Annotated in this window: 19 protein-coding genes and 1 pseudogene; 14 read left to right on the top strand and 6 right to left on the bottom strand. The window is 71.7% G+C overall.

Annotated elements, in window-relative coordinates:
• Nucleotides 1–38 precede the first annotated feature (38 nt).
• Genes AB0I18_RS11985 through AB0I18_RS11975 form a run of 3 tightly spaced genes read right to left on the bottom strand, consistent with a single transcriptional unit; the run spans nucleotide 39 to nucleotide 2,730 of the window.
• On the bottom strand, nucleotides 39–791 hold the full coding sequence (locus AB0I18_RS11985; protein ID WP_363105339.1) for an amino acid ABC transporter ATP-binding protein: 753 nt from the start codon (nucleotides 789–791) through the stop codon (nucleotides 39–41).
• Between the two features lie 15 nt (nucleotides 792–806).
• Nucleotides 807–1,736 (bottom strand): amino acid ABC transporter permease, encoded by a 930-nt coding sequence (locus AB0I18_RS11980; protein WP_363105297.1) that lies wholly within the window; start codon nucleotides 1,734–1,736, stop codon nucleotides 807–809.
• A 34-nt stretch (nucleotides 1,737–1,770) separates the two neighbouring features.
• Entirely contained in the window at nucleotides 1,771–2,730 is a 960-nt protein-coding gene (locus tag AB0I18_RS11975) for an ABC transporter substrate-binding protein (RefSeq protein ID WP_363105296.1), read from the bottom strand.
• Between the two features lie 650 nt (nucleotides 2,731–3,380).
• Between AB0I18_RS11975 and AB0I18_RS11970 the strand changes: the two genes are divergently transcribed.
• The 4 genes from AB0I18_RS11970 to AB0I18_RS11955 all read left to right on the top strand — a co-directional run bounded on the left by AB0I18_RS11970 (nucleotide 3,381) and on the right by AB0I18_RS11955 (nucleotide 7,122).
• Complete coding sequence (locus AB0I18_RS11970) at nucleotides 3,381–4,625, top strand: NADP-dependent malic enzyme (RefSeq protein ID WP_363105295.1); 1,245 nt, start codon at nucleotides 3,381–3,383, stop codon at nucleotides 4,623–4,625.
• Nucleotides 4,626–5,262: 637 nt separating this feature from the next.
• On the top strand, nucleotides 5,263–6,228 hold the full coding sequence (locus AB0I18_RS11965) for a zinc-binding dehydrogenase (protein WP_363105294.1): 966 nt from the start codon (nucleotides 5,263–5,265) through the stop codon (nucleotides 6,226–6,228).
• Between the two features lie 97 nt (nucleotides 6,229–6,325).
• On the top strand, nucleotides 6,326–6,535 hold the full coding sequence (locus tag AB0I18_RS11960) for a helix-turn-helix domain-containing protein (RefSeq protein ID WP_033282107.1): 210 nt from the start codon (nucleotides 6,326–6,328) through the stop codon (nucleotides 6,533–6,535).
• The gene (locus AB0I18_RS11955; protein WP_363105293.1) at nucleotides 6,535–7,122 is read left to right on the top strand and encodes a Clp protease N-terminal domain-containing protein; all 588 of its coding nucleotides are present in this window, start codon (nucleotides 6,535–6,537) and stop codon (nucleotides 7,120–7,122) included. Before AB0I18_RS11960 ends, AB0I18_RS11955 begins: the two co-directional genes overlap by 1 nt.
• Nucleotides 7,123–7,329: 207 nt before the next feature.
• Here the strand turns inward: AB0I18_RS11955 and AB0I18_RS11950 are convergent, their stop codons facing one another.
• Together AB0I18_RS11950 and AB0I18_RS11945 are read right to left on the bottom strand one after the other, a co-directional pair.
• Nucleotides 7,330–8,442 (bottom strand): helix-turn-helix transcriptional regulator, encoded by a 1,113-nt coding sequence (locus AB0I18_RS11950; RefSeq protein WP_363105292.1) that lies wholly within the window; start codon nucleotides 8,440–8,442, stop codon nucleotides 7,330–7,332.
• 1 nt (nucleotide 8,443) lies between these two features.
• Nucleotides 8,444–9,571, bottom strand: coding sequence for a hypothetical protein (locus AB0I18_RS11945; RefSeq protein ID WP_363105291.1), 1,128 nt, complete (start codon nucleotides 9,569–9,571; stop codon nucleotides 8,444–8,446).
• A 158-nt stretch (nucleotides 9,572–9,729) separates the two neighbouring features.
• Between AB0I18_RS11945 and AB0I18_RS11940 the strand changes: the two genes are divergently transcribed.
• Nucleotides 9,730–9,903, top strand: coding sequence for a hypothetical protein (locus tag AB0I18_RS11940; protein ID WP_363105342.1), 174 nt, complete (start codon nucleotides 9,730–9,732; stop codon nucleotides 9,901–9,903).
• A 111-nt stretch (nucleotides 9,904–10,014) separates the two neighbouring features.
• Nucleotides 10,015–10,332: pseudogene (locus tag AB0I18_RS11935) on the top strand (hypothetical protein); the annotation flags it as partial.
• Nucleotides 10,333–10,365: 33 nt separating this feature from the next.
• Here the strand turns inward: AB0I18_RS11935 and AB0I18_RS11930 are convergent.
• Complete coding sequence (locus tag AB0I18_RS11930) at nucleotides 10,366–10,551, bottom strand: DUF6104 family protein (RefSeq protein ID WP_363105290.1); 186 nt, start codon at nucleotides 10,549–10,551, stop codon at nucleotides 10,366–10,368.
• A gap of 240 nt (nucleotides 10,552–10,791) precedes the next feature.
• Here AB0I18_RS11930 and AB0I18_RS11925 point away from each other — a divergent pair, with 240 nt between their 5' ends.
• From AB0I18_RS11925 to fxsT, 8 genes are all read left to right on the top strand, one after another.
• Nucleotides 10,792–11,286 carry a CU044_2847 family protein gene (locus AB0I18_RS11925; RefSeq protein ID WP_363105289.1) on the top strand — a complete coding sequence of 165 codons (495 nt, stop codon included), beginning with the start codon at nucleotides 10,792–10,794 and terminating at the stop codon, nucleotides 11,284–11,286.
• On the top strand, nucleotides 11,283–13,649 hold the full coding sequence (locus tag AB0I18_RS11920; RefSeq protein ID WP_363105288.1) for a trypsin-like peptidase domain-containing protein: 2,367 nt from the start codon (nucleotides 11,283–11,285) through the stop codon (nucleotides 13,647–13,649). The genes AB0I18_RS11925 and AB0I18_RS11920 overlap by 4 nt, the downstream gene beginning before the upstream one ends.
• A 276-nt stretch (nucleotides 13,650–13,925) precedes the next feature.
• Nucleotides 13,926–14,945, top strand: coding sequence for a MoxR family ATPase (locus AB0I18_RS11915; protein WP_363105287.1), 1,020 nt, complete (start codon nucleotides 13,926–13,928; stop codon nucleotides 14,943–14,945).
• A 7-nt stretch (nucleotides 14,946–14,952) separates the two neighbouring features.
• Nucleotides 14,953–18,381, top strand: a complete 3,429-nt coding sequence (locus tag AB0I18_RS11910; protein WP_363105286.1) for an SAV_2336 N-terminal domain-related protein — start codon at nucleotides 14,953–14,955, stop codon at nucleotides 18,379–18,381.
• A 42-nt stretch (nucleotides 18,382–18,423) separates the two neighbouring features.
• Entirely contained in the window at nucleotides 18,424–18,684 is a 261-nt protein-coding gene (gene fxsA, locus AB0I18_RS11905; protein WP_363105338.1) for an FxSxx-COOH cyclophane-containing RiPP peptide, read from the top strand.
• A 173-nt stretch (nucleotides 18,685–18,857) separates the two neighbouring features.
• The gene (locus AB0I18_RS11900; protein ID WP_363105285.1) at nucleotides 18,858–20,102 is read left to right on the top strand and encodes an FxsB family cyclophane-forming radical SAM/SPASM peptide maturase; all 1,245 of its coding nucleotides are present in this window, start codon (nucleotides 18,858–18,860) and stop codon (nucleotides 20,100–20,102) included.
• Nucleotides 20,102–21,613 (top strand): HEXXH motif-containing putative peptide modification protein, encoded by a 1,512-nt coding sequence (locus tag AB0I18_RS11895; protein WP_363105337.1) that lies wholly within the window; start codon nucleotides 20,102–20,104, stop codon nucleotides 21,611–21,613. The genes AB0I18_RS11900 and AB0I18_RS11895 overlap by 1 nt, the downstream gene beginning before the upstream one ends.
• A gap of 150 nt (nucleotides 21,614–21,763) precedes the next feature.
• Nucleotides 21,764–24,775, top strand: a complete 3,012-nt coding sequence (gene fxsT, locus AB0I18_RS11890; RefSeq protein ID WP_363105284.1) for an FxSxx-COOH system tetratricopeptide repeat protein — start codon at nucleotides 21,764–21,766, stop codon at nucleotides 24,773–24,775.
• Nucleotides 24,776–24,859 lie beyond the last annotated feature (84 nt).

Below are 24,859 nucleotides of genomic sequence, written 5' to 3'. Positions count from 1 at the left end.
TCCCGTACCGCCCCTTTCGTGCGCGCTCCCAGAGTCCGCTAGAGGACCTTGGACAGGAACGACCGGGTGCGCTCGTGCTGGGGGTTCGTGAGGACGTCGCGCGGGTGGCCCGACTCGACGACCACGCCGTCGTCCATGAAGACGAGGCTGTCGCCGACCTCGCGGGCGAAGCCCATCTCGTGGGTGACGACGACCATCGTCATGCCGGACTCGGCGAGGTCGCGCATGACGTCCAGGACATCACCGACGAGCTCGGGGTCGAGCGCCGAGGTGGGCTCGTCGAAGAGCATCAGCTTCGGGTCCATCGCGAGGGCCCGCGCGATGGCGACCCGCTGCTGCTGGCCGCCGGACAGCTGGGACGGGTAGGTGCCCGCCTTGTCGGCGAGGCCGACCCGCTCAAGGAGCTGCGTCGCGCGCTCCCGCGCCTGGGCCCTGTTGACGCCCTTGACCTGCACCGGCGCCTCGATGATGTTCTCGAGCGCCGTCATGTGCGGGAACAGGTTGAAGCGCTGGAAGACCATGCCGATGTCCCGTCGCTTCAGCGCGACCTCGCTGTCCTTCAACTCGTACAGCTTGGCGCCCTTCTGGCGGTAGCCGACCAGCTCCCCGTCGACGTACAGGCGCCCGGCGCTGACCTTCTCCAGGTGGTTGATGCACCGCAGGAACGTCGACTTGCCGGAGCCGGACGGGCCGATGAGGCAGAAGACCTCGCCGGACTTCACTTCCAGGTCGATGCCCTTGAGGACCTCGACGTGGCCGAAGGACTTGTGGACGCCTTCGGCCTTGACCATTGCCGTGCTCATGGGTCAGCGCCTCCAGCTCGCGAGGGACAGCATGTTCGCCTTGATCTTCTGGAACGGCGTGTCCGGGAGCGTACGGCTCGAACCGCGCGAGTAGTACCGCTCGATGTAGTACTGCCCGACGCTGAGCACCGAGGTCAGGACCAGGTACCAGGCGGCGGCCAGGAAGTACATCTCCACCGGTGCGCCCGAGGACTGCCCGATGTCCTGGGCGTACCGGAACAGTTCGGAGAACTGCACCACCGACACCAGCGAGGTCGTCTTGAGCATGTTGATGACCTCGTTGCCCGTGGGGGGCACGATCACGCGCATCGCCTGCGGGATCACGATCCGGCGCAGGGTCTTCTGGTGGCTCATGCCCAGGGCGTGCGAGGCCTCGGTCTGGCCCTCGTCGACCGAGAGGAGGCCGGCGCGGCAGATCTCCGCCATGTACGCGGCCTCGTTCAGGCCGAGCCCCAGCAGCGCCGTGAGCAACGGCGTCATGAAGCTCGACCAGTAGTCCTTGTAGATCGGACCGAGGTTGATGTACTGGAAGACCAGTCCCAGGTTGAACCAGACGACGAGCTGGACCAGGACCGGGGTGCCGCGGAAGAACCAGATGTAGAACCAGGCGATCGACGAGGTCACCGGGTTCTTCGACAGGCGCATCACCGCGAGGAGGATGCCGCCCGCGATGCCGATCACCATCGAGAGGACCGTCAGGAGCATGGTCTGCCCGACGCCCTTGATGATGCGGTCGTCGAAGAAGTAGTCCGGTACGGCACCCCAGTTGATCTTGCCCTGAGCGAACGCGTAGATGATCGAGACGAAGATCGCGATCGCGATGACGGCCGAGACGTACCGCCCGTAGTGCCGGACCGGGATGGCCTTGATGGCCTCCGGTCCGGCCGGGGGAGTGTCCTCGGGGCCGGCCGTCTTGTCGATGTCAACAGTCACGGATGATGCCTTTCAGCGCCGCTGGGAAACGCGGTCACTTGCCACCGTTGACGGTGGCTTCCTTGACGGCGCCGGCCTCGACGCCCCACTTCGCGATGATCTTCTCGTACTCGCCGTTCTTGATGATCGCGTCGAGCGCGGCCTTCAGGGCGTCCCGCAGCTCGGCGTTCGACTTGTCGATCGCGATGCCGTACGGGGCGGCCTCGACCTGCTCGCCGACGACCTCGAAGTCCTTGCCGCCGCCGGAGGTCTTCGCCGCGTACGCCGCGACCGGGAAGTCCGAGGAACCGGCGTCGGCGCCGCCGGAGCGCAGCCGGGTCTGGGCCTGCTGGTCGTTGTCGAAGGCCTCGATGCCGAGCTTCTTGCCGGCCGGGCACTCCTTGGCCTGGGCCTTGGCCAGGTCGTGCGAGACGGTGTTGCGCTGGACCACGATCTTCTTGCCGCAGAGGTCCTCCCAGGTCTTGATGCCCTGGTCGGCGCCCTTCTTGGTGTAGATCGAGACACCGGCGGTGAAGTAGTCGACGAAGTCGACGCCCTCGCCGACCTTCTTGCCGGTGTCCGCGTCGATGCCCTCCTGGCGGTCCTTGGTGTCGGTCATCGCCGACATCGCGATGTCGTACCGCTTGGAGCGCAGACCGGTGAGCAGGGTGTCGAACGTGCCGTTCTCGAACTCGAACTTCACGCCGAGCTGCTTGCCCATCGCGTCGGCGAGGTCCGGGTCGATGCCGACGGTCTTGCCCGAGTCGTCCTTGAACTCGACCGGCGCGTACGCGATGTCCGAGCCGACCTTGATGACGCCCTTGTCGCGGACGGCCTTGGGCAGCTGGTCGGCCAGCGGGGCCGCGCTGGTCTCCGTGGTGTCCGAGCCGCCGTCGCTGTCGTCGGTCTGGTCACCGCAGCCGGCGAGCAGCAGGGCGCCGGCGACCGCGATCGCACCGACCGCGGTTATTCGGGACTGCGCGGCGGTGGTACGACGGGTGGAGCGTGCGGTCATGGTGGGTTCCTCCGGCGGGTGGGTGGAGTTGCCGATGGGTCGGCAGGAGCCGATGGGTCGACGAGAACACACACCATCGGGTGTCGCGACCTCGTGTGATGACGGCATCTTGCCATTCGGACTTACGCCTTCAGGGTGCCCGCCATGTCAAAATCGGATAACGGGTGACCCCCGAACCGGGCCAGTTCGGTACATCAAGACCGGATCTTGTGCGGGAAATGCCTGTTACGACCGGAAAATCTTCGGTGGATCCCGCAACTGGAGCGACCGCTTCTCCGCACTTGCGCCGCATCAGGGGCGTATCGGCGATCCGCTCGCATATTGGGCGCGTTCGGCACATTCGGTCGGCTGTCCTGTCACCGGTATGTGACCTTCGCTCTCCGGTATACGGCCTCCCGCTGGTCAGGGTGTGACCTTCGCCGGTCGACATGTGACCTTCGCGTTATGGACTCGTCCGCGGTGCCGTCCGTCCGGTAAGAAGGTTCCTTACACCCCTCATCCGGGGCTCAGGGCGCGTGTGCGACGCGCCCGTCGCGTATGTACCCGTACGTACCCGTACGTGAGAGTCATCAGGGACATATGCGGTGCCCGCCCACGCCTCACCAGGAGTGGACACCCTCAACCGTTTAAGACTTAAGGGGTAAAACAAAGTGGCAGCGGAGATCGTCAATCCTCGCAGCGACAGCAGTACGGGCCGCGGTACGGATCAGGAGGGCGGGGGCGCGCCCCTCGATTCCTTCGACTCGTTCGACCCGGCGTTCGCGCTGCACCGCGGCGGCAAGATGGCCGTGCAGGCCACGGTGCCCGTCCGTGACAAGGACGACCTGTCCCTGGCGTACACGCCCGGTGTCGCGAAGGTCTGCAGCGCCATCGCGGAGCGGCCCGAGCTCGTCCACGACTACACGTGGAAGTCGTCCGTGGTCGCCGTGGTGACGGACGGGACGGCGGTTCTGGGGCTGGGGGACATCGGTCCCGAGGCCTCCCTTCCCGTGATGGAGGGGAAGGCCATCCTCTTCAAGCAGTTCGGCGGCGTGGACGCGGTGCCGATCGCGCTCGACTGCACGGGGGTCGACGAGATCATCGAGACCGTGGTGCGGCTGGCGCCGTCCTTCGGGGGCGTGAACCTGGAGGACATCTCGGCGCCCCGGTGCTTCGAGATCGAGCGGCGGCTGCAGGAGCGGCTGGACATTCCCGTCTTCCACGACGACCAGCACGGGACCGCTGTCGTCACGCTGGCGGCCCTGCGGAACGCCGCGCGGCTGACCGGGCGGACGCTGGGGGAGCTGCGTGCGGTGATCTCCGGCGCCGGTGCGGCCGGGGTCGCCATCGCGAAGTTCCTGCTGGAGGCGGGGCTCGGGGATGTCGCTGTCGCGGACCGCAAGGGGATCGTGTCGGCCGACCGGGACGATCTGACCCCGGTCAAGCGGGAGCTTGCCACTCTGACCAACAAGGCGGGGCTTTCGGGGTCGCTGGAGTCCGCGCTCGCCGGGGCCGACGTGTTCATCGGGGTGTCCGGCGGTACGGTGCCGGAGCCTGCCGTCGCTTCCATGGCGGAGGGCGCGTTCGTGTTCGCGATGGCGAACCCGAATCCTGAGGTGCATCCGGATGTCGCCCACAAGTACGCGGCCGTCGTCGCCACCGGGCGTTCCGACTATCCGAACCAGATCAACAACGTGCTGGCGTTTCCCGGGATCTTCGCCGGGGCGCTTCAGGTGCGGGCCTCTCGGATCACCGAGGGGATGAAGATCGCGGCGGCGGAGGCGTTGGCTGCGGTCGTCGGGGACGACCTTGCCGCGGACTACGTGATTCCGTCGCCGTTCGATGAGCGGGTTGCTCCGGCGGTTACCGCGGCGGTTGCGGCGGCGGCTCGGGCGGAGGGTGTCGCTCGGCGCTGAGCCCTTGCCGGTCGTTGGTCGCCGGTTCCCCTTTTCGGGTCCCGTCCTGGTGGGCGGGACCCGATTTTTTACCTTGCGGTGCGGCTGGGTGGGTGGTTTGCCTCCGGCGGGGGGTGGTGTTCGTCTGCGGGTCCGTCGTGGCTGGTCGCGCCGTTCCCCGCGCCCCTAAAGGACTGGGGTGGCTTGGGGTGGTTTGTAGGGTGCGGGCCCGGTGGGGGCTTGTCGCGCAGTTCCCCGCGCCCCTTAAAAGACAAAGACCGGGGGGCTTGGGGTGGTGTGATCACTGCGGGCCGGTGGGGGCTGGGTGCGCAGTTCCCCGCGCCCCTAAAAGACAAAAGACAACGGCCGGGTGGGGTCTGCAGCGCAGGCCCCACCCTCCCGCACTCGGCTCTCCGGCGTGAGGGGTCGTGTCGGGGTGTCCGATCGCCGCGGCAACATGCCATGACCGAATATCCCAGAGCGGCGATCGGATACCCCGTCGCGGCACCGACCCCACCACCCACCAACCCAGGGGCGCGGGGAACTGCGCGACCAGCCCCCACCGAACCCGCAGACAAACAACCGCCCAACCGCCGGAGGCTCAGGTCACAGAAGGCGGTGGTTCCGTCGGGGCGGGGCGAAGCCTAGGGTCGGGGACATGTTCGCTGCCTACGCTGCTCGTATCGACCGTGACCAGCCGCTGAACGGACTCGAGTTGGGGGACCGGCCCACCCCCGAGGCCCGCCCCGGCTGGACGACCGTGAACGTCAGGGCCGCCTCCCTGAACCACCACGACCTGTGGTCGCTACGCGGCGTGGGCCTCGCGGAGGACAAGCTGCCGATGATCCTCGGCTGCGACGCCGCCGGCATCGACGAGGACGGCAACGAGGTCGTACTGCACTCCGTCATCGGCCAGACAGGACACGGCGTCGGACCGAAGGAGCCGCGCTCCATCCTCACCGAGCGATACCAGGGAACGTTCGCCGAGCAGGTGACCGTGCCCGCCTGGAACGTCCTGCCGAAGCCGAAGGAGCTCTCCTTCGAGGAGGCCGCCTGTCTGCCCACGGCCTGGCTGACGGCGTACCGCATGCTCTTCACCAACGCGGGCGTACGCCCCGGCGACTCGGTCCTCGTCCAGGGCGCCGGAGGCGGTGTCGCCACCGCCGCGATCGTGCTGGGCAGGGCGGCGGGCCTGCGTGTCTTCGCCACCAGCCGTGACGAGGCGAAGCGCAAGCGGGCCGTCGAACTGGGCGCGGTGGAGGCCGTCGAGTCCGGCGCCAGGCTGCCGCAGCGCGTGGACGCCGTGATCGAGACGGTCGGCGCCGCCACCTGGTCCCACTCCGTCAAGTCCCTCAAGCCCGGCGGCACCCTGGTCATCTCGGGTGCCACGAGCGGCGACCGCCCCTCGCACGCCGAACTGACCCGCGTCTTCTTCCTCGAACTCAAGATCGTCGGCTCCACGATGGGCACGAAGGACGAGTTGGAGGACCTGCTGGCCTTCTGTGCCGCGACCGATGTCCGCCCGGTGATCGACTCGGTCCTGCCGCTCGACCGCGCCCGCGAGGGCTTCGAGAAGGTGGCCTCCGGCGACCTCTTCGGCAAGGTCGTTCTGACAGCGCCCTGACCTCCCGGGCGCCTTGACCTGCTGGGCCTGCCCCTCACGCACCCACCGATGTCAACCGTGGTTGACATTGACGGGTGCGTCAACTTAAGTTGACGTCATGACCGAAGCAACGGATCTCGCCGAACGCGCGGGCGACCGCGATCCGCGGATCGGGCTGCGGGCAGTCTCCGCGTTGCGGCGACTGGTGGAGCAGCTCGAAGCGGTGCAGGTACGCAGCGCGCGCAATCAGGGTTGGTCGTGGCAGGAGATCGCCGCGGAGTTGGGTGTCAGCAGGCAGGCCGTGCACAAGAAGTACGGGAGGCAGTGATGTTCGAACGGTTCACCAAGGACGCTCGCGCGGCGGTACTCGGCGCGGTCGGCCATGCCGAGCGGCTGGGCGCGGGGACGGTCGAGGAACAGCACCTGCTGCTGGCCCTGCTCGACCGAGAGGGCAGCCGTGCGTCGTTTGCCCTGGCGTCGCTGGGGCTCGCAGGGCGCAGGGAGTCCGTCGAGCGGGCCCTGGCGGAGGCGCGGCGCCGGGGCGGGCTGTCCCGGGCCGACACGGACGCGCTGTCCGGGCTGGGCATCGATGTCTCGGAGATCGTCTCCCGGGTCGAAGACGCCCATGGCGAGGGGGCGTTGGAGGCCGAGGGGAAGAGCGGTGGGCGCGGGAAGGGGTGGTTGTCCGGGTTCGTCGGCGGACATCGTCCGTTCACCCGGGGCGCCAAGGACCTCCTGACGGAGTCTCTGCGTATCGCCCTCGCTCAGCGGGACCGGCGCATCGGCGACCAGCACCTCCTCCTTGCCCTCACCGCCCGCCCCGGCGTCCCCGCCGAGGTCCTGGCCGACCACGGGGTGACCTACGCGTCGCTGCGGCGGGTGCTGTACGGCGGGGGAGAGGCGAAGGCAGGCTGAACGTGACGGTGGACTGAGGGCGGGCGGAGAGCTGTTGGGGGAGGGCTGAGGACGCCTGCGGGGGCCGGAGCGGCGAGGCGGGGGCGCCCGCCTCACTTCAGGGCGAGCGCCCGGAAGTTGCCGAGGCCGGACGCCGGACGCCGGACGCCGTACGCCGGACCCCGAGGCCGTATGCCGGACCCCGAAGCCGCCTCCCCCGTCCCCCGCTCAGGCCTTGGGCTTCCTCAGTGAGGCCGCTATGTGCGCCGCCGCTGTGGACAAGCGGCGGCGGGCGTCGCGCAGTTGCTCCTCCGTCACCCCGTAGTCGCGGGCCGTGTCGCGGATGTCGTCGCGGAAGCGGTCGAGGAGCCGGTCCAGGTCGCGGGCGGGGTCGCCCGTGGAGTCCTCGTGGGCCCAGGCGGGTTCGTAGTCGGCGGGGAAGTCCTCCGGGGTGACCGTGTAGTCGGGCTCCTTCGCCCCGGCCCCCGCCGCCTCTGCCCCCGTCGTCCCCGCCGCTCCCGTCGACCCCGGCCGGCCGAAGCCGAAGTCCTTCCCGAACTCCTTGCCGAAGTCCTTTCCGAACTCACCGAACTCCTTGGCGAGTTCGGTGAGCCCCTCGCGTACCCCCGTCGGCCAGTCGCCCCGCGCGAAGTGGTCCTGCACCTGCTCCTGGACGTGCTTGGCGACCCGCTGGAACTCCGCCTGGGCCTGGGCCCGTGCCCGCTCCTGCGCCTCCTTGGCCTGGTGGCGCGCCCGCTGGGCCTCCTCGCGGGCCCGTCGGCTCTCGTCCTTGGCGCGCCGGGCCTGCTCCTTCCACTCCTGCTTGACGCGACGCATCTCCTCCTTCGCGACGCGCCACGCCTCCTTGTCCCCGAGGTCCGTGAAGTCCCCGAAGGGCCCCTCGGGGCCGCCCCGCTGCCCCTTGGCGCCGGCCCCCGCCCCGGTGGAACCCCGTCGTGCCTCGCTCGCCGCCGCCCGCATCTCGCGGCGCAGATCACCCGCCGCGCCCCGCACATCGGCACGGATCTCCGCGGCGAGTTCCGCGACCGATTCGCGGATCTCCAGCTCCAGATCGGCCAGTTCGCCCCCGCGGTCGGCCAGCTCGGCCCGGCCCGCATCGGTGATCGCGTACACCTTGCGGCCGCCCTCGGTGGTGTGGGTGACCAGGCCCTCGCTCTCCAGCTTGGCCAGCCGGGGGTACACGGTGCCGGCCGACGGTGCGTAAAGCCCCTGGAAGCGCTCCTCCAGGAGCCGGATCACCTCGTACCCGTGGCGCGGTGCCTCGTCCAGCAGCTTCAGCAGGTAGAGCCGCAGGCGGCCATGGGCAAAGACGGGAGCCATGTCAGAGCCCCTTCTCGTGGGTCGGGCCGCCGGGCGATCCGCCGGTCGGGTGGTGGGTCGATCCGTCGTTGGGAGTGTAGGTAGGCCCGTCGGCGGTCTCGGTGGGTGGGCTGTCGGCGACTTCGGTGCCGGGGTGTTCCGTGGCACTCCCCGGACCGGCTCCGCCAGGAGTGGCGTCCTCGGTGTCCTCGGGAGTCGAACCCCTGCCCTTGCCCTGCTCGGTCCCGGTCCCGGTCCCGCCAGGGACCGTGTCCTCAGGTCCTGGCTCCTTGGAGTCGGCCCCCTCCGCGGAATCCACCACCTCGTCCCACAGCTCGTCCTCCGCCGGAGGCCTCCGCAACAGCGCGATGGAGCCGGAGAGGGTCGTCGCCTTCAGCCTCCCGTTCCCCGCTCCCAGCCTGCCGGTGATCTTCTTGGCGCCCCACATTCCGCTGACCCGGAGGTCCTCGAAGGCGCTGGAGACGGCGCCGCTCGCCGTGTCCACCTCGACCTCCGCGTCCGCCGGGTGGGGGAGGCGGATGGCGATCTCACCCGAGATGCTGGTCAGGCTGACGTCGCTGGGCCGGCCGGACGCGTCGAGGTCGACGATGAGGGCACCGCTGACCGACTCGGCCCGTACGGAGGCGCTCGAACCCTCGATGACGGTGAGGTCGCCGGAGACGGAGTTGAGACGGAGGTCGCCGGTGAGGGCCTGCGCCTCGACGTTCCCGGACACCGTGTCCGCTCGCACCGGGCCGGAGAGCCCCACAAGTGTCGTGTCGCCGGAGATGCCCTTCACGACCGCACGCCCGTCGACCCCGGAGATCACGGCGGTGGCGCTGACCACGCCCACCTCCACGGGAGTGCGCGCCGGAATCGCCAGGGAGACCACCGCGCTGCGACGCCAGCCCTTGCGGTCGAGCCACTTGAGGAAGCCCTTCCAGGGCAGGTCCTCGTACGCCACCGTCAGGGTGCCGTCCTTCTGCGTCACCACCAGGGGTGGCCCCTCTATCGAGGAGACCTCCAGGCGTGTGGAACCTTCGTCGATCCCCACGACGTTCACCGTTCCATTGACGATGCGCACATGGAGAGCCGTCACCGGTTCGTCGAACGTGAGCTTCCTCGGCTCTGCGACGGACCACTCGGACATGGTGCTGACCTCCTAGAACGGGACGGGACGCAACACGCCATATCGCGTCTTCCAATAGACACGATATATCGTGGATTCGCGAAGTCAAGACACCCGTTCTGGTGATCCGGCAGGATCGGCAAGGGGTAAATACGCCTGATCTGGGCCCATGTCGCCCCATGAGTCGCAGGCCCCTCGCACGCCCCCCCGGCCGGGAGTGGAGCGTCCTGGTCCCCGAGGGCAAGCCCTGGCTGCACGGCGACGAACCGGTCGACCGCGTCCTCACCGGCTGGGCCACTGCCTTAGGCGTTCTGCCCTGGGAGGTTGCGGACGGTGACAGGGTTCACGGCTGATCGATCTTGAAACGGGTGAGGGCCTTCTGGCCTGGTGTGGATTGCGACATCTGCACCGGCAACAGAAAGGCCCTCGTGCCACACCGTAATGCGCCCCTGACCGAGACCGGACGCCTGCGCGAGGCGGCCCGCGGCCGGCCCGACGCCCGCCCCGTCGAACGGGTCGGCAGGAGCCACGCCGTCCACGCCGTCCACGCCGTTCGCGCGGAACCCGACGCGCTCGGCACCGCCCGCCTCGGACCCTGGCTCCCCTGGACCGGCACCCCGCGGGCCCGCGCCCTCGCGCTCGCCCAGCCGGCGGCAGGGCGGCTGCCGCTCACCGTCCGCGGCGTACGCCGACGCAGCGGCGGCTGGACCCTGGCGGGGGCGCTGTTGCTGGCGCACGGCGCGCTCGGATTGACGTACGACTTCATGCGCCCGCGCGACTGACTCGCCCTCCCGGGCGGTGAAGGTCCCGCAGCCCTACTCGTCGTCCTCGTCCGCGTCGTCCAGTCGCGCCAGCCACGTCGCCAGCCGCTCCACCGGCACCTCGAAGTCCGGATTGAGATCGACGAACGTGCGCAGCTGCTCGGCGAGCCACTCGAAGGTGACCTCTTCCTCGCCGCGCCGCTTCTCCAGTTCCTCGATGCCACGGTCGGTGAAGTACATGGGTGGTGCTCCGTCGTTCTCGGTCCGGTGAAGGGGTGGGGATGTCTCGGCGCGGGAAGAACTCTTCCCTTACGGGAAGAAGGGACGAGGTCTTCCGGCGGCGGAGGACAAGGAAAAGGATAGGCGTGGTGAGGGAGGTACGCCGAGTGGCCGGACGGGCCCTCGCGCGGTGGCCGCCCCGCCACTAGCCTGCGCAACGGCAGGCGTGACCGCGGGGGTTCGGGGGAACGGGGGGATGCCATGGGGGACGGAGTGAACCGGATCGCGCGTATCGCGATGCCGGACGGGACACCGGTCTGGGCCCGGATATCGGGGGCCGGGGAACTGGTGGAGCCGGGCGGCGAGCTGTCGTACACGGACACGGGGTTCGCCGACCGGGTGGAGGCGCAGGTCGAGAGCCTGCACTCGGTGGTGACCAGTGTCGCGAGGTCGCTGGCGGGACCGCTGCGCGCGGTCCGGCCGGACGAGGTCAGCGTGGAGTTCGGGATCGAACTGACCGCGAAGGCAGGCAAGGTGGTCGGCCTGCTCGCGGACGGTGAGGCCAAGGCCGGCATCACGGTCACCCTCACCTGGAACGGCGGCCCGCCACCGGATCTCGCGACGGAGGACCAGGGCGCGGTTCGCGGCGCGGACGGCCAGGGCCCCGGCACCGCGGGCGATCCGCGCGCGGGCGCGTCCTCCGGCGCCCCGGCGCACGGTGGCGCGACGGGTGCCACCGCCGGGGGCGGGGCATGACGGACGGGCACCTCCAGGGCGCGTCGAGCGACCTCGACACCGCCCACCGTGCGCTGCGTGAACTCGTCATGGCCGCGACGGTGCGCATCCATCGCGCGGGGGCCGGGTATGCCCTGGACGAACCCGGCACGTTCCTCGGCAGCGGATTCTTCATCGCCCCGAACTGGGTTCTGACCTGCGCGCACGTGGCACGGAGCGAGGAGGGGGGCGAGGTCACCGTGGTGTACGAGACCGGTCCCGGCCGCGGTACGTCCGCCGTCCCCGGGGAGGTGACGGCGACCCTCCCGGACCATGTCGAGCCCTCCTCGCGCGGGGGCAACTGGCCTGCTCCGGACCTCGCCCTGGTCCAGCTGCGGGAGCCCGTCGACCACGACTGCGTCTATGTGACCGAACGTCCGGCCGCGTACTACGGCGAGGGCAGGGTGTTCTACGCGGGCTGGACCGTGATGGGCGGACAGCTGCAGTTCCTGGACGGCATCCTCTCGGTGCAGGGCACGCTCGGCGGCTGGTCCGCGGGCGTGCAGATGCGGCTGGGCCAGGACACGCTGCCCCCCGGCGTCTCCGGTGGGCCCGTCGTCGATCCGGTGCGCGGCGAGGTGATCGGCGTACTCAAGTCGCGGGCGGACCGGGGGACCGGGGGCACCTCGACGGGGGTGGAGCAGCTACGCGCGCTGCCCGTGCCACCGGCGGCCGTGTCCGCCGAGCACGACGACCCCTACCAGGCCGTCTTCCACGCCCATGACCGCTACCACCGCGACCGGCAGCGCCACCCCGACTCCGATCGCAGTACGTGGGCGGACGTGCAGGGCCAGCTCGGGGCGCGGCCCGGGCGCACCCTCGGCCCGGACGAGCGGACCCAGCTGCTCGGCCGGCTCGCCGATCTGCCCCCGCCGGTCAGCACCCGGGCGCTGCTCGACCTCCTGGAGTCGCTGCTCGGCAGCCGGGCCGCGATCCCGCTGCCCGCGCCGCGCGGCTGGCGGGACGGGCTCGGCGCGCTGTACGAGAGTTCACGCCGGGACGGAGCGCTGGAACTCGTCCTCGACTACACGATGCGGGTCATGTCCGCGGAGCGTCCATACACCACCCCGGGTACCCAGCGCGCGGAGCAGGCCCTGTGGGAGTGGGCGCGACAGGCCGCGGAGGGCCTCGGTATCCGCTACCGGCGCGCCCTCGCGCACCAGCGGATCGAGCGGCTCCGGCTGCATCAGCCGCCCAGGGTGCCGCAGCCGCCGCCCGGCCCTGAACACAACAACGACGTGGCGAGACGCCGCGACGCGGTGGACGTCGTTCCGGCCCCGCATCCCGAGGTTCCGGCCCCGCGTCCCGAGACCGATCAGCCGCTGGCGGTGTCTCCCGGTGTGAGCCTGCCCGCCGTCACGCGGCCCGGGGCGGACGCTCCGGGGACCGTGATGCCGGGCACATCACCCACGACCGCGGTCCCGGGCGTAGCGTCCCGTCCCTCCGGCCCTCCGGTCGGACAGGAGCACGCGGTGGCGCACGGAGCCGAGCGTGCGCCCCGGTTGTCCGCCCTCCTCGAAATCGTGCAGCGCGGCTGGGAACCCGACCGCTGCGACTGGCGGATATCGGTGGCCCGGCCGACCGGCGAGGTCGTACGTCTCCACGAGGCCGAGCGCGCGTCCCTCGGCGCACTGCCCGGGGACCTCGCCGCTCCCCTCGCGGAGGCCTTCCGGCGCTGTGACGAGCCCGGGCGGCCCGCCGTCCTCCAGGTCGGGCTGCCCCACCCGCTGCTCGGCCTTGCCGTGGACGCCTGGCGGTTGAGGCCCGGCGACGCACCGCTCGGCGTGTACCGCCCCGTCGTCGTGCGCTGCGCCGACCGCGACCAGCTGCCCGACGGGGACGAGCCGGGGCCATTCGGCAAGGAGCAGCTCTCCGCGGAGGAGGAGCGAGTCGAGCGCGAGGCGCGCTGGCGGTGGATCCACGCGCACGGTGCGCAGACCGAGATCCTGGACTGCGAGGACGGACTGCACCTTCCCGTACCGCCCGCCGAGGCCCTGCGCCGGCTGCCGCACAGCGCGGTCCCCGTCCTCTGCCGCTTCGGTGACCAGCGGTTCGAGGACGACGTGCTGGCGCTCGCCCGGATCGTGCACGGCGGTTTCGGCGTGGCCCTGTGGCGGCGTCGGCGCGGCCGGTCGGAGGCCGTCTGCGGTGAGTTCCACCGTGGGGCGGACGACACCGTCGCGGGCGCGGACAGCGCGGAGCGGCTCCCCGAACTCGTCCACGCCCTGCGGGCGGGGCTGTGCGCGGGCCGCCCCGAAACCTACTGGGCCGACGGGATAGCCCTTTTCTACGACGATCCGCGCCGCCCCCTGCCCGGCACCGGGGACCTCCTGGAGGCGCCGTGACCGGACCCGGAGCGCCCTCTTCACGGGCTCGCGCGAACCCCGGAGGCGCCGTGACCGGACCCGGAGTCCCCTCTTCACGGGCTCGCGCGAACAGGGGGCCGACTCCAAGGGCCCGTACCCGGTCGGCCGTTGACCTCGTGGACTCCGTATCGGCCACAGGACCACCGGACTCCATCCCGGCGGACCCGCCGGGCCCTTACCAGCCCCACCCCGGATCGATACCGTGAAGCACATTCGACGGCTGCCATCGTGGACGAGCGACGACGAGGACCGGACATGACCGAATCCAGTGAGTGGCTCATCTACCGGGGCGCCGGCGAACCCCACGACGGCATCGACCGGCTGCCCGCGCCCCCGCCCTGGCGGGACTTCGCCGGCCGGGACGCCGCCGGCGGCGACGGTTCCCAGGACCGCAGGCTCGGCGCGCACCGGCACCTCGCCGAACTGCACCGGCCGGGCGCCGAGGAGCTGGAGATGATCAACGCGGCGCTCTATCTGCGCCGACCCCTCCTGGTCACCGGAAGCCCGGGTGCGGGCAAGAGCACGCTGGCCCACTCCGTGGCGTACGAACTGGGCCTCGGCAATGTGCTGCGCTGGTCCATCGTCAGCCGCTCCGCGCTCCAGGACGGTCTCTACCACTACGACGCCATCGCCCGGCTCCAGGACGTGCAGATCGCCGCCCAGGCCGGACACGGCGGGTCGGCCGGCGCGCCGGGGGCGGTCGAGGGCATCGGCAGCTATATCCGGCTCGGCCCGCTCGGCACCGCGCTGCTGCCCTCCGACACACCGCGCGTACTGCTCATCGACGAGCTGGACAAGAGCGACATCGACCTGCCGAACGACCTGCTCAACGTGTTGGAGGAGGGCGAGTTCGCGATACCCGAACTGGAGCGCATAGCCGACCGGTTACCCGATGGCGAGGCCGACGTGCTCACCGCGGACGGCACCAAGGTGCGGGTGCGCGACGGCCGGGTGCAGTGCCACGCCTTCCCCTTCGTCGTGCTCACGAGCAACGGGGAGCGCGACTTCCCGGCCCCGCTGATGCGCCGGTGCATCCACCTGGAGCTGGGCCGGCCCGACCACAACCGGCTGGCCACCTTCGTACGGGCCCACCTGGGCGACGAGGCCGCGCGCGCGGGCGACGATCTCATCACCCACTTCCTGGAGCGCTCGCGCAGCGAACTCCTCGCCGCCGACCAGCTGTTGAACGCGATCTACCTCACCGACGCGGCCGCCCCGCCCAGTCGCGACCGGCTCGCCGACCTGCTCATCCAGCGACTCGACCGCCCGAGGTGACGCGCTGATGCCCGACGCCGCGGCGCGCCACGGTCCCGCTGTCCCGGCCGGACCGGACTCCCGAGAGCCCGGGACCGGCCGCACCTTCGACGATCCGATCGCCGAACTGGTCGCCCGGCTGCGGGGGATCGGGCTCGATCCGGACGCCGAGGGGCTGTGCGACACGCTCTGGCTGGCTCGATTCGTACGCCCCACTGGTGGCACGGAGGAGGAGGTCGGGCGGCAAGCCGGTCCGGCCGGCGCGGGACCGACATCCGTACGGGCCGGTGAGCGGACGGACGGCGGCGACACCGTCCCCGCCGAGCGGAAGCCCGCCGCGCCCGCGCAGCCGCAGCCGTACGACGAAGAGGGCGACCGGAGCGTGGCCCTGTACCCCGTGCCGCGGCACGGGCAGGCCGCGCGTGGACAGGGCGCGCGTGGGCAGGGCCGGGCGACCGCGCTGCCGGTCGGGGTGCCCGCCGCCCCCGCCTTCCCCGCCCCGCTCGAACTCCAGCGCGCCCTGCGGCCGTTGCAGGGCTACCGGAGCGGCGCGCCACCGCTGCGCTCGGTGCTCGACGAGACGGCGACGGCGGAGCTGAGCGCCCGGGCCGGCGGCCTGATCATGCCCGTGTACCGGGGAGTGACCAGGGCCGACGCGCAGCTCCAGCTGGTGATGGACGCCTCCTCGTCGATGCGCGTGTGGGACCGGATGTTCGCCGAACTGGAGCAGGTCTTCGGCCAGTTGGGGGCCTTCTGGGACGTCCAGGTCAGCCATCTGCACCAGGGTCCGGACGGCGAACCGGCGGTCAGCCGCAGCCCGGAGGCGCACGCGGCGCCGCTGCACTCCGCGGACCGGCTGAGCGACCCCACGGGCCGCCGGGTCACCCTCCTGGTCAGCGACTGCGTCGGCCCCCTGTGGCACAGCGGCCACGCCCACCGGCTGCTGCACCACCTGTCCCGGCAGGCCCCCGCCGCCGTACTCCAGCCGCTGCCGCTGCGCATGTGGAACCGCACCCGACTACCCGTGTCCTACGGCGAGTTGACGCGCGGCGAGGCACTGGCCGGTGCCGCCACCCTGCGCGTGCGCACACCGACCGGAATCCCGCCGGAGGCCCGCCGGGGCGCCCTCCCCGTGCCCGTGCTGCCGCCCGAGCCGGTGGCGCTCGGCGCCTGGGCGCGGCTGCTGTCCGGGGCCGGCGCCGGACCGGTCTCCGGCGCCGTCGGCTGGGTGCGGGCGAACCATCCGCCCGCTCCGGCGGCCGGACCCGGCGGCCGCCGCGCCTCCGCGCTCGAACTGGTCAGCAGGTTCCGCTCCACCGCCTCACCCGACGCCGGCCGACTCGCCGTCTACCTGGCGGCGGCCCCGCTCTGCCTGCCGGTGATGCAGCTGGTGCAGCGAACCATGCTCCCGCACTCCGGGCCGTCCGAACTCGCGGAGGTCCTGCTGAGCGGACTGGTCTCGCGCGCCAAGGAGGGGTACGGGCCGGACGGCGCCCAGTGGTACGAGTTCGCCCCCGGTGTGCAGGAGTCGCTGCTGTCGCCGCTGGGCCGGGACGAGGCGCTGCTGGTCCTCAAGCACTGCTCCGAGTACATCGAGCACCGCTTCGGCAAGGGCGGCCCGAACTTTCCGGCCCTCGCCCTCGCCCAGCTCGGCGACGGCGGCTCGCCGCGCCCGTTCTCGCCCGGCACCGGTTACCCGGGCGAGAACGGCGACAACGGCGCCGCGACCCTGGTGCCGCAGCCCTTCGCCGAGGTCGCCGCACGAGTCCTGGAGCGCTTCATGCCGCTGCCGGAGCAGTTCGCGCTCTACGGCAGCCGGGGGCGCACGGGACCGGCCGAGGAGCGCCCCACGCACCAGGCGGTCACCCGGGCCCGCACGCTGGTCGCGCAGTTCGACAGCGACGGCATGGTGCAGGACCTCATCGACGCCGTACAACTGCTGCGCGGCGCCACCGAGCACGAACGGCCCGTGGGCGGCGACCCGGAGCTGTGGGCCGAGTACGCCCACTGCCTGCTTCGGCTGTGGGAGGTGCAGGGCGGCGCGGACCTGCTGCGCGAGGCGGAGAACGCCGCCGACCGGGCCGTCGCCCACCCGCGCGCCCAGCGCGAACGGGCCGTGCTCGCACGGGTGCTGCGCACCGCCGCCGCCGACCGCAGGCGCCGCGGCGACCAGCGCGGCGCACTCGACCTGCTGCGCCGCGCCGACCGCGAGTACGCGGTGGCCTGCGCGGCCCCCGACCTGGACGACCTGGAAGCCCTGCGGCTCACCCTGGAGCGGGTGGGCGCGCTGGAGGCGCAGTGGCGGCTCGGTGGCGACAGCGCCCTGCTCCAGGGCGCTGTCGGCATGCTGGAGGCGTTCGCCGACGCCTGGCCCGACCCGCGCCGGCGCCCGCCGGAACTCCCGCTGGCCCACGGCCGCGTCCTGCTGCGCCTGTCGGGCGCCACAGCCGACCCCGAACAGGCCCGCCTGTACGCCGCCCAGGGCGCCCAGTCGCTGCGCAACGCGCTCGACGGTACGACCGAGGGCGGTACGGACACCGAGGGCGGTACGGACCCGGACGCCGCCGAACCCCGGCGCGAACGCGTCCGCGTCCTCCTCGACCTGGCCGACGCCCTCCTGAGGTCGGGCGGCGCCCTGGACGAAGCCCAGCAGCGCGTCGACGAGGCGCTGTCCCTCACCCGCGAACAGGGCCCGCGCGCCGCCCTGTTGGTGCGCGCCGGGCGTATCCGGGCGGCCCGGTACGCGGAGTCGGGCGACCCGCGCGAACTCCACCAGGCCGCGGAACGCTTCGAGTCCGCCGCCCGCGGGGTGCCCCGGGACTCGTCCGCGCACGCCGACATCCTCGCCGAATGGGGCGAAGTGCTGCTGCGCCGGGCGGCGTTGGAGGGCGGTCCCTGGGCCCATGAACCGCTGTCCCGGGCCATCCGGGTGCTGCGGGACTGCCGCACCGAGACACCCGCGGGCAGCGGACGGCTCGCGTACCGGCTGCTGCTGCTCGGCCGGGCGCTGATGCTCCGGTACCGGACCCGCGGCGACCGGGTGGATCTGCGGGAGGCCGAGCACCTCTTCGGGCTCGCGGCGGCCGCGGCGGACGATCCGCCGCTGGCCGCGCAGTGCTGGCTGGAGCTGGGCCGGGCGCAGTTCGAGGCGTACCGGAGCCTGGGCCGCCCGGCACGCCTCGACGAAGCCGTCGACGCGTTCCGCAGCGCGGCGGAGGCGGCCCGCGAGGCGGAGAACTCGGCGGAGACGGACCACCGGCGCCAGGAAGCCGTGGAGCGGGGCGCGCAGGCACACCACTGGCGGGGTATGTCCTACGAGGCGGCGGCCCGTCCGCGCGCCGCCCGCGAGGCCTACCGGGCCGCGCGTGCGGAGTGGTCGAGGCTGCCGGACGACACGGTCACCGCGAGCGAGCCGACGGCCCGGCAGACGATGCAACGGCTGGCCGAGCTGGAGTGACGCGGCGGAGTGCGGTGGAACGCGACGGAAGAGGGGCTGGGGATGGAGATGGGGCTGGGGATGGGCGTGCGGGGCGAAGGTCATGAGCGGAACAGGGCGTCGGAATCGGAGCCGAAGGCAGAACCGGAGTCGGGGTCGGAATCGGAGTCGGAGCCGGGAGAACAACTGCCGGATCTCCTGTCGTTGGGACTCGTCGATCTGAGGACGATCCAGCACCCGGTCCTGAGCGAGGTGTTGGCGGATCTCCGGGAACGGGCCGGGCAGCCCAGCGAGATGCTTTGGGGATTCAACAACGCGTTCTGAAGGAATGGCTTTCTGAGCAACGGGCAAAGGAACCGGAGATTCGGCCATTTGGCGACAGTTCCGGTCGCTACCTCAGTTGAATCGGACAAGTTTGATCGCGTCGAGTTTGCGACGGTCGCCCGCCCGGGAAAGCGGGTCCGTACGGGCGGGGGCCGAGCCATGGGGGTGCCGGAGTGTCTGAAAAGTACGCTCCCGCTCCTCCGGAGGCCGCGGGGCCGTTCCCCTTCCGGCAGTTCATCGTCAAGGCGCACGGCCGCTGCAACCTGGCCTGCCGCTACTGCTACCTGTACGAGGGCCCGGACCGGACCTGGCGCACCCGCCCCGCCGCCGCACCGCCCGGTGTCCTGGCCCGCACCGCGTCCCGCATCACCGAACACGCGCGGACCCACGGCCTGACGGCGCTCTCCCTCGTCCTGCACGGGGGCGAACCCCTGCTGGCGGGCGCCACCACGCTGGCCCGCTTCACCGGCCTCGTACGCGACGGTGTCCCGGACTCCTGCACGGTGCACGCCACCGTCCAGACCAACGCCACCCTCCTCACCGAGGAGCGGCTCGCCGTGCTGGCCCGGCACGACATCCGCGTGGGCATCAGCCTCGACGGCGGCTCGGCCGACCACAACGCGCTGCGGGTCGACCGCACCGGGCGCCCCTCCTGGCCCGCGGCCGCGCGCGGGGCGCGCCTGATCGCCGACCGCTTCCCGGAGTCGTACGCCGGAATCCTGACGGTGGTGAACCCGGCGACGGACCCCGTCGAAACGTACGAGTCCCTGCTCGCCCTGCGCCCGCCGGCCCTCGACCTGCTGCTGCCGCACGGCAACTGGTCGGCCCCGCCCCCGCGTTGGGAGCGTACGGGCGCCTCGTACGGCGACTGGCTGTGCGCCGTCTTCGACCGCTGGTGGCGGGCCGGGCGGCGCGAGACGCGGGTGCGGCTCTTCGAGGAGTGCGTCGCCCTGCTGCTGGGGCTGCCCGCGGCGACGGAGTCGCTCGGGCTGGCCCCGTTCGACGCCGTGGTCGTGGAGACGGACGGGTCGATCGAGCAGGTGGATTCCCTGAAGTCCTGTTACGAGGGGGCGGCGGAGACGGGTCTCGACGTCTTCCGGCACACCTTCGACGAGGCGCTGCGCCACCCGGGCGTGGCCGCTCGGCAGGCGGGTGCGGCGGCGCTGGCCGCGGACTGCCGGGCGTGCCCGCTCCTCGATGTCTGCGGCGGTGGCCACTACGCCCACAGATACCGGGCGGGAGAGGGCTTCGGTAATCCGTCCGTGTACTGCGCGGACCTGCAGCGTTTCATCCGGCACGTGGCGGGACGGCTGGCCGGGAGCGCGGCAGGGGCCGTACCGGTCTCCGCCATACCCGTCCCCGCCGTTCCGATCTCCGCTGTCCCGTCGTTCGCCTCTCGCGAAGGGGGCACCCCGTGATACTCCCGGAGGTCCCGGACCGGGCCCTGACCGAACTCGGCCGCACCGAGGGCGGTCCCGACACCCTCGCGCTCCTGGTACGCGACCAGGACACCCGGCGGCTGCTGATGCTGCGGGCGGTACTGGACGCGGCGGAGAGCGCCGACAGGAGGGTGTGTTCCGCCGGGGCGCGGCGGCGGCTGCGGGAGGACTGGGGGCTGTTGGCGGCGGCGGACGGGGACGGAGATGGGGACGGGGACGGGGACGGAGATGGGGTTGGGGCTGGGGGCATGGCCGAGGTCGGAGCGATGCCGGTGGCGTCGGCCGCCCCGGACACCCACCTCTCGCCCGCTCGCGCCCGCCTCCTCCACCCCCTGGTCGGACCGTGGGCCCGGGACTGTCTACGCGGGCTGGACACGGCGCCGGAGCCGCGTGCGGAGCAGCCGATACGTCAACTGGCCCACGACCTCGCCCACTTCAGCGCACTCGCCGCGGTGGCCGCCGCCCGCGCCGGGATCCCGTTCACCGTACGGCTGACCGCCCGCGACGGAGTCCTCGTCCTGCCCTCCCTCGGCGCCCTGCGCACCGCCGCGCCCGGGGACGTCCCGGTCGACCTCGTGCACCGGCGGGAGCGCCTGACACTGCGGCAACCCGGCGCCGCGACGAACATCGTCGTACGCCTGGAGAACGGGGTGGGCGCCTGGTCCGGTGCCCCGGCCTGGACGCCCGCGTACGCCCTGCCCGGCCTGCGGCCCGGCGCCGGGCCCATGCCGCTGGACGACCTCGACCCGTACCGCACGGTGAGCGGGGGCCCCCGCTACCACGGGCTGAGCGGCTCGACCACACTCGACGACGCGGAGCGCAAGCGGTGGCTGGGGGCCTGGTCGGGCACGGCTGCCGCGCTGCGGCTGGGCGGTGAGCAGCGGGTCGCGGAGGCTGTGGGGCTGCTTCGGTGTCTGGTTCCGCTGGCTGAGCCGCCCTGCGCGTCACCGGGGACCCGCGGTGGAAGCTGCAGCGGCACCCGGCGTGATGCCTTCGGAGCTGTGCTCAGCAGTACGCCGCCCACCCCCGCGACGCTCGCGGCAACGCTCGTTCATGAGCTCCAACACGCCAAGCTGGCCGCGCTCGGCGACATGCTGACACTGCATCGGGCCGGCCCGCGGGCACGGTACTTCGCCCCTTGGCGCCCGGATCCACGCCCGTACGACGGGTTGTTGCAGGGCGCGTACTCGCATCTCGCGCTCGCGGACTTCTTCCAGCGCTCCGCGCTCACCGTCACCCGTCAGGCCCACCGGGAGTCGGCCTGGGCGCTGCACGCGCGGTACCGGGAGCAGGTCGGGGCGGTGCTGCCGGCACTCGTCGGATCGGGTGATCTGACGGCGCGGGGGCGCCGGTTTGTCGATCAGATGGTTGCCGTTTTCGAACGACTGGACGAGCACCCGGCTCCCCGGGGGCATGTCGCGCGGGCGAAGGCCTATGTCGAGGCCGCACGTGCGCTGTGGGAGGCCCGATGGGTTCGCTCAATGGGGTGATTTTTGTTGCCGATTCGAGTGAAGATCGTTGCGCACGCGGGAAGCGGGAAGAGAGTTGCGAACCGAGTGTGACGGATACCCGTCCGCCGCTATCGCGGTACCGCGCCCAGGTTCTAACATTTCTTACATTATGTGCGGGGAGGCCGCTGCATGTCTGGAGCTCGAAAGCCGGTCGGGCCAGCCGAGAGGGGGGCCGGGAAGCCGACTGTCACGATCAGCTTCGCCGGTTTCAACCGGGCCTGGGCGGCGTGGACCGGGGATCGCCTGGAGCGGCGCGGCCACCGCGTCGTGTACGCGCGATGGGACTCCCCGGCCGAGGCTCCGCTCGCGGACCTGCTGCGCGACCTGAAGCTTGCCGAAGGCCGGATTCTGATCGTGGTCAGTGAGTGGTACTTCCAGCTGGGTCCGCGCACCCACGAGGAGTGGAACGCGGCCCTGCGCGAGGTTGTGGCCCCCGATCCGTCCCGTTTCGCGGCCGTCTCGGTCACCACGGCCTCGGTGCCCAGTGCCGCCGCGGTGCTCGCCGCGGTCGACCTGACCAATGTGGGTGCCGAGGAGGCCGAGCGGCGCCTGCTGGAGCGGCTGGACCTGCCCGCCACTCCGCTGTCCCAGGCCGCGAGCGGCGGGCGGCGCGGTCCGCGCTTCCCGGCCGCGAGTTCCGAGGTGTCGGGCGGGGTCCCCCGTCGCAACACCCGGTTCACGGGCCGGGAACCACTCCTCAACGACACGTATCACCTGCTCACGGGCGCCGAGCCGGGTGCGGGGGTGGTCACCCTGCACGGTATGTCGGGAGTGGGCAAGACACAGCTCGCGGCCGAGTACGTGCACCGGTTCGGCTCCGAGTACGACGTGGTGTGGTGGGTCAACGCCGAGAGCCGGGTCACCTATCGGCGTCATCTCGCCGAACTCGCCCCGAGACTCGGGCTCACCACGGGCGCGGAGTACGGGGAGCGGCTCCGCGCGGTGCGGGAGTCGCTGCGCCGGGGCGACCCGTACGGGAGTTGGCTGCTGATCCTGGACGGTGCGGACGAGCCGGACCAGGTCTGGGACCTGGTGCCGAGTGGACCGGGCCATGTGCTGATCACCTCCCGGAACCCCGAGTGGGGTGAGCACAACAGCAGACTGCTGGAGGTGCCGGTCTACGACCGGCCCGAGTCGGTGGCCTTCATCCGCCGCCGAGCGCCGCGCCTCACGGAACCCGAGGCGAACCAGCTCGCGGAGGCACTGGAGGACCTGCCGCTGCTGCTGGACCAGACCGCGGGCTGGCTCAACGACTCCGAGCTGTCCGTGCAGGAGTACATCGCGCTGCTGGGGGGCGGTGTTGACCAGGACGTGGTGAAGGTCTCCGCCGACTTCCCGGTGGCCTTCCAGACCGCCTGGTCGATACTGCTGAACAAGTTGCGCGACACCGTTCCGGAGTCCGTCGACCTGCTGCGGCTGTGCACCTTCTTCGCGCCAGGCTCCATCCCCGTGCGTCTCCTCAGGGAGATGCCGCACGACGAACTGCCCGAACAGGTCGCCGGACTCCTCAACGACCCGCTGCTGTGGAACAAGGCGATCAACCAGCTGCGCCAGTACTCGGTGATCCGCCTGGAGTCGCACGAGGCGGTCGGCGACGAGGCGGCGTCCTCCGGGGAGTCGCTGTATCTGCACCGCATGGTGCACCAGATCGTGCGCAACGACATCCCGGAGGAAGACCGGCGCGAATTCGGCGACGTGGTGCGCGGCGCGCTGGCGACGGCGGATCCCCGCAGGCCCATCGACGCCAAACTGTGGCCGGAATACGCGGAGATCGTGCCGCAACTGGAATACGCGGACGCGTTCCACAGCACCAAGAAGGAAGTTCAGCAGTTGGTCCTCAACTGCCTGCGCTACATGTACGTCTCCGGCGAGTACGCGTCGGGCATCGTCCTCGGTGAGCGGGCCCTGGAGGCCTGGCGCGCCCTGCTCGGCGAAACCCACCAACGGGTCTGGGAGCTGACGCACCACTACGCCAACCTGCTGCGCGCGGTCGGTGACTACGGCCGCACCGAGACGATCATGCGCGCCGCGGTGGACCACCTCAGGGAGGAGCGGGGCGCGCAGGACCTGGAGCACCTGCGCTTCGCCGCCGGCCTCGCCGCCGACCTGCGCGGCCTCGGCCGCTACGACGAGGCGCTGGAGCTCTCCCAGTGGGTCCTCGCGGCCAACAACGACCTCTTCGGCGACCAGGACCACCGCACCCTCAGCGCGCAGAACAACTTGGCCGTCTCCTTGCGGCTCCTCGGCCGCTACGAGGACGCCCGGGATATCGGTCTGCGGACACTGGAAGCCCGGCGGGTGGTGCTGGGCGAACGGCATCAGTGGACCCTCGACTCTGAGCTCCACTACGCGACGGACCTGCGACTCCTGGGCCGTTACACCGACGCCGAGTCGCTCCAGGGCAAGAGCGTCTTCGAGAGCCGCCGCGCCCTGGGCCGCGACCATCCGCAGACGCTGAAAGCAGAGCACAATCTCGCGCTCTGCCACTACCGCAGCGGTGACCGCGACAAGGCAGGGGACCTGCTCACCCACGTACTGGAACGCGGCGAGCGCGTGATGGGCGAGACACAGCCGCTCACGCTGATGTTCGCCGTCAGCCAGAGCTGCTTCGCCCGCGAGCACGGCAACATCGACACGGCCCGGGAGATCAGCGAGAGCACGGTCGCTCGCCACGAGTCGATGCTTACCGAAGGACACCCCTTCATCGTCGGAGCCCGCGCCAACCAGGCGCTCATCCTGCGCAGCGTCGGCGAGCGCGACCACGCGCATGTGCTGATCGAGCAGGCCCTGGCCGACATGACCGCCGCGGTGGGCGAGAACCATCCCTGGACCCTGGGCTGCGCCATTAACACCGCGGCGCTGCGGAACCTCGTCGGCGACCCCGAGTCTGCCGCCGAGCTCAGCCGCATCACGGTCGCCCGGGCCACCGAGGCCCTCGGCCGCACCCATCCGCTGACCCTGTCCGCCCGCATCGCCCTCGCGGCCGACCTGCGCGGTCTGCGAGACCGTCAACAGGCCGAGAAGACCGAACAGGCGGCCCTCTCCGATCTGGACAGCAGCCTCGGCCGCCAGCACGTCCACACCGTCTCGGCCCGCGCCCGCAACCGCCCGTACTGGGACTTCGAGCCCTACAACACCTGACGCCGGGATCCGCCCCGGTGCGCATAACCCTCAGCGCACCGGGGAATGACCCAGATCTCTCTCAAGGGCCGCACACTGCAAGAG

It is taken from the genome of Streptomyces sp. NPDC050704, assembly GCF_040654355.1.
GTDB lineage: Bacteria > Actinomycetota > Actinomycetes > Streptomycetales > Streptomycetaceae > Streptomyces.
This window is presented reverse-complemented; position numbering and strand designations above follow the sequence as displayed.

What these genes read in the sequence shown, in the direction of transcription:
- AB0I18_RS11985 (WP_363105339.1), bottom strand. Translation starts at nt 791, where the DNA reads ATGGTCAAGGCCGAAGGCGTCCACAAGTCCTTCGGCCACGTCGAGGTC.
- AB0I18_RS11975 (WP_363105296.1), bottom strand. Translation starts at nt 2,730, where the DNA reads ATGACCGCACGCTCCACCCGTCGTACCACCGCCGCGCAGTCCCGAATA.
- AB0I18_RS11965 (WP_363105294.1), top strand. Translation starts at nt 5,263, where the DNA reads ATGTTCGCTGCCTACGCTGCTCGTATCGACCGTGACCAGCCGCTGAAC.
- AB0I18_RS11960 (WP_033282107.1), top strand. Translation starts at nt 6,326, where the DNA reads ATGACCGAAGCAACGGATCTCGCCGAACGCGCGGGCGACCGCGATCCG.
- AB0I18_RS11955 (WP_363105293.1), top strand. Translation starts at nt 6,535, where the DNA reads ATGTTCGAACGGTTCACCAAGGACGCTCGCGCGGCGGTACTCGGCGCG.
- AB0I18_RS11950 (WP_363105292.1), bottom strand. Translation starts at nt 8,442, where the DNA reads ATGGCTCCCGTCTTTGCCCATGGCCGCCTGCGGCTCTACCTGCTGAAG.
- AB0I18_RS11945 (WP_363105291.1), bottom strand. Translation starts at nt 9,571, where the DNA reads ATGTCCGAGTGGTCCGTCGCAGAGCCGAGGAAGCTCACGTTCGACGAA.
- AB0I18_RS11940 (WP_363105342.1), top strand. Translation starts at nt 9,730, where the DNA reads ATGAGTCGCAGGCCCCTCGCACGCCCCCCCGGCCGGGAGTGGAGCGTC.
- AB0I18_RS11930 (WP_363105290.1), bottom strand. Translation starts at nt 10,551, where the DNA reads ATGTACTTCACCGACCGTGGCATCGAGGAACTGGAGAAGCGGCGCGGC.
- AB0I18_RS11925 (WP_363105289.1), top strand. Translation starts at nt 10,792, where the DNA reads ATGGGGGACGGAGTGAACCGGATCGCGCGTATCGCGATGCCGGACGGG.
- AB0I18_RS11920 (WP_363105288.1), top strand. Translation starts at nt 11,283, where the DNA reads ATGACGGACGGGCACCTCCAGGGCGCGTCGAGCGACCTCGACACCGCC.
- AB0I18_RS11915 (WP_363105287.1), top strand. Translation starts at nt 13,926, where the DNA reads ATGACCGAATCCAGTGAGTGGCTCATCTACCGGGGCGCCGGCGAACCC.
- AB0I18_RS11910 (WP_363105286.1), top strand. Translation starts at nt 14,953, where the DNA reads ATGCCCGACGCCGCGGCGCGCCACGGTCCCGCTGTCCCGGCCGGACCG.
- fxsA (WP_363105338.1), top strand. Translation starts at nt 18,424, where the DNA reads ATGGAGATGGGGCTGGGGATGGGCGTGCGGGGCGAAGGTCATGAGCGG.
- fxsT (WP_363105284.1), top strand. Translation starts at nt 21,764, where the DNA reads ATGTCTGGAGCTCGAAAGCCGGTCGGGCCAGCCGAGAGGGGGGCCGGG.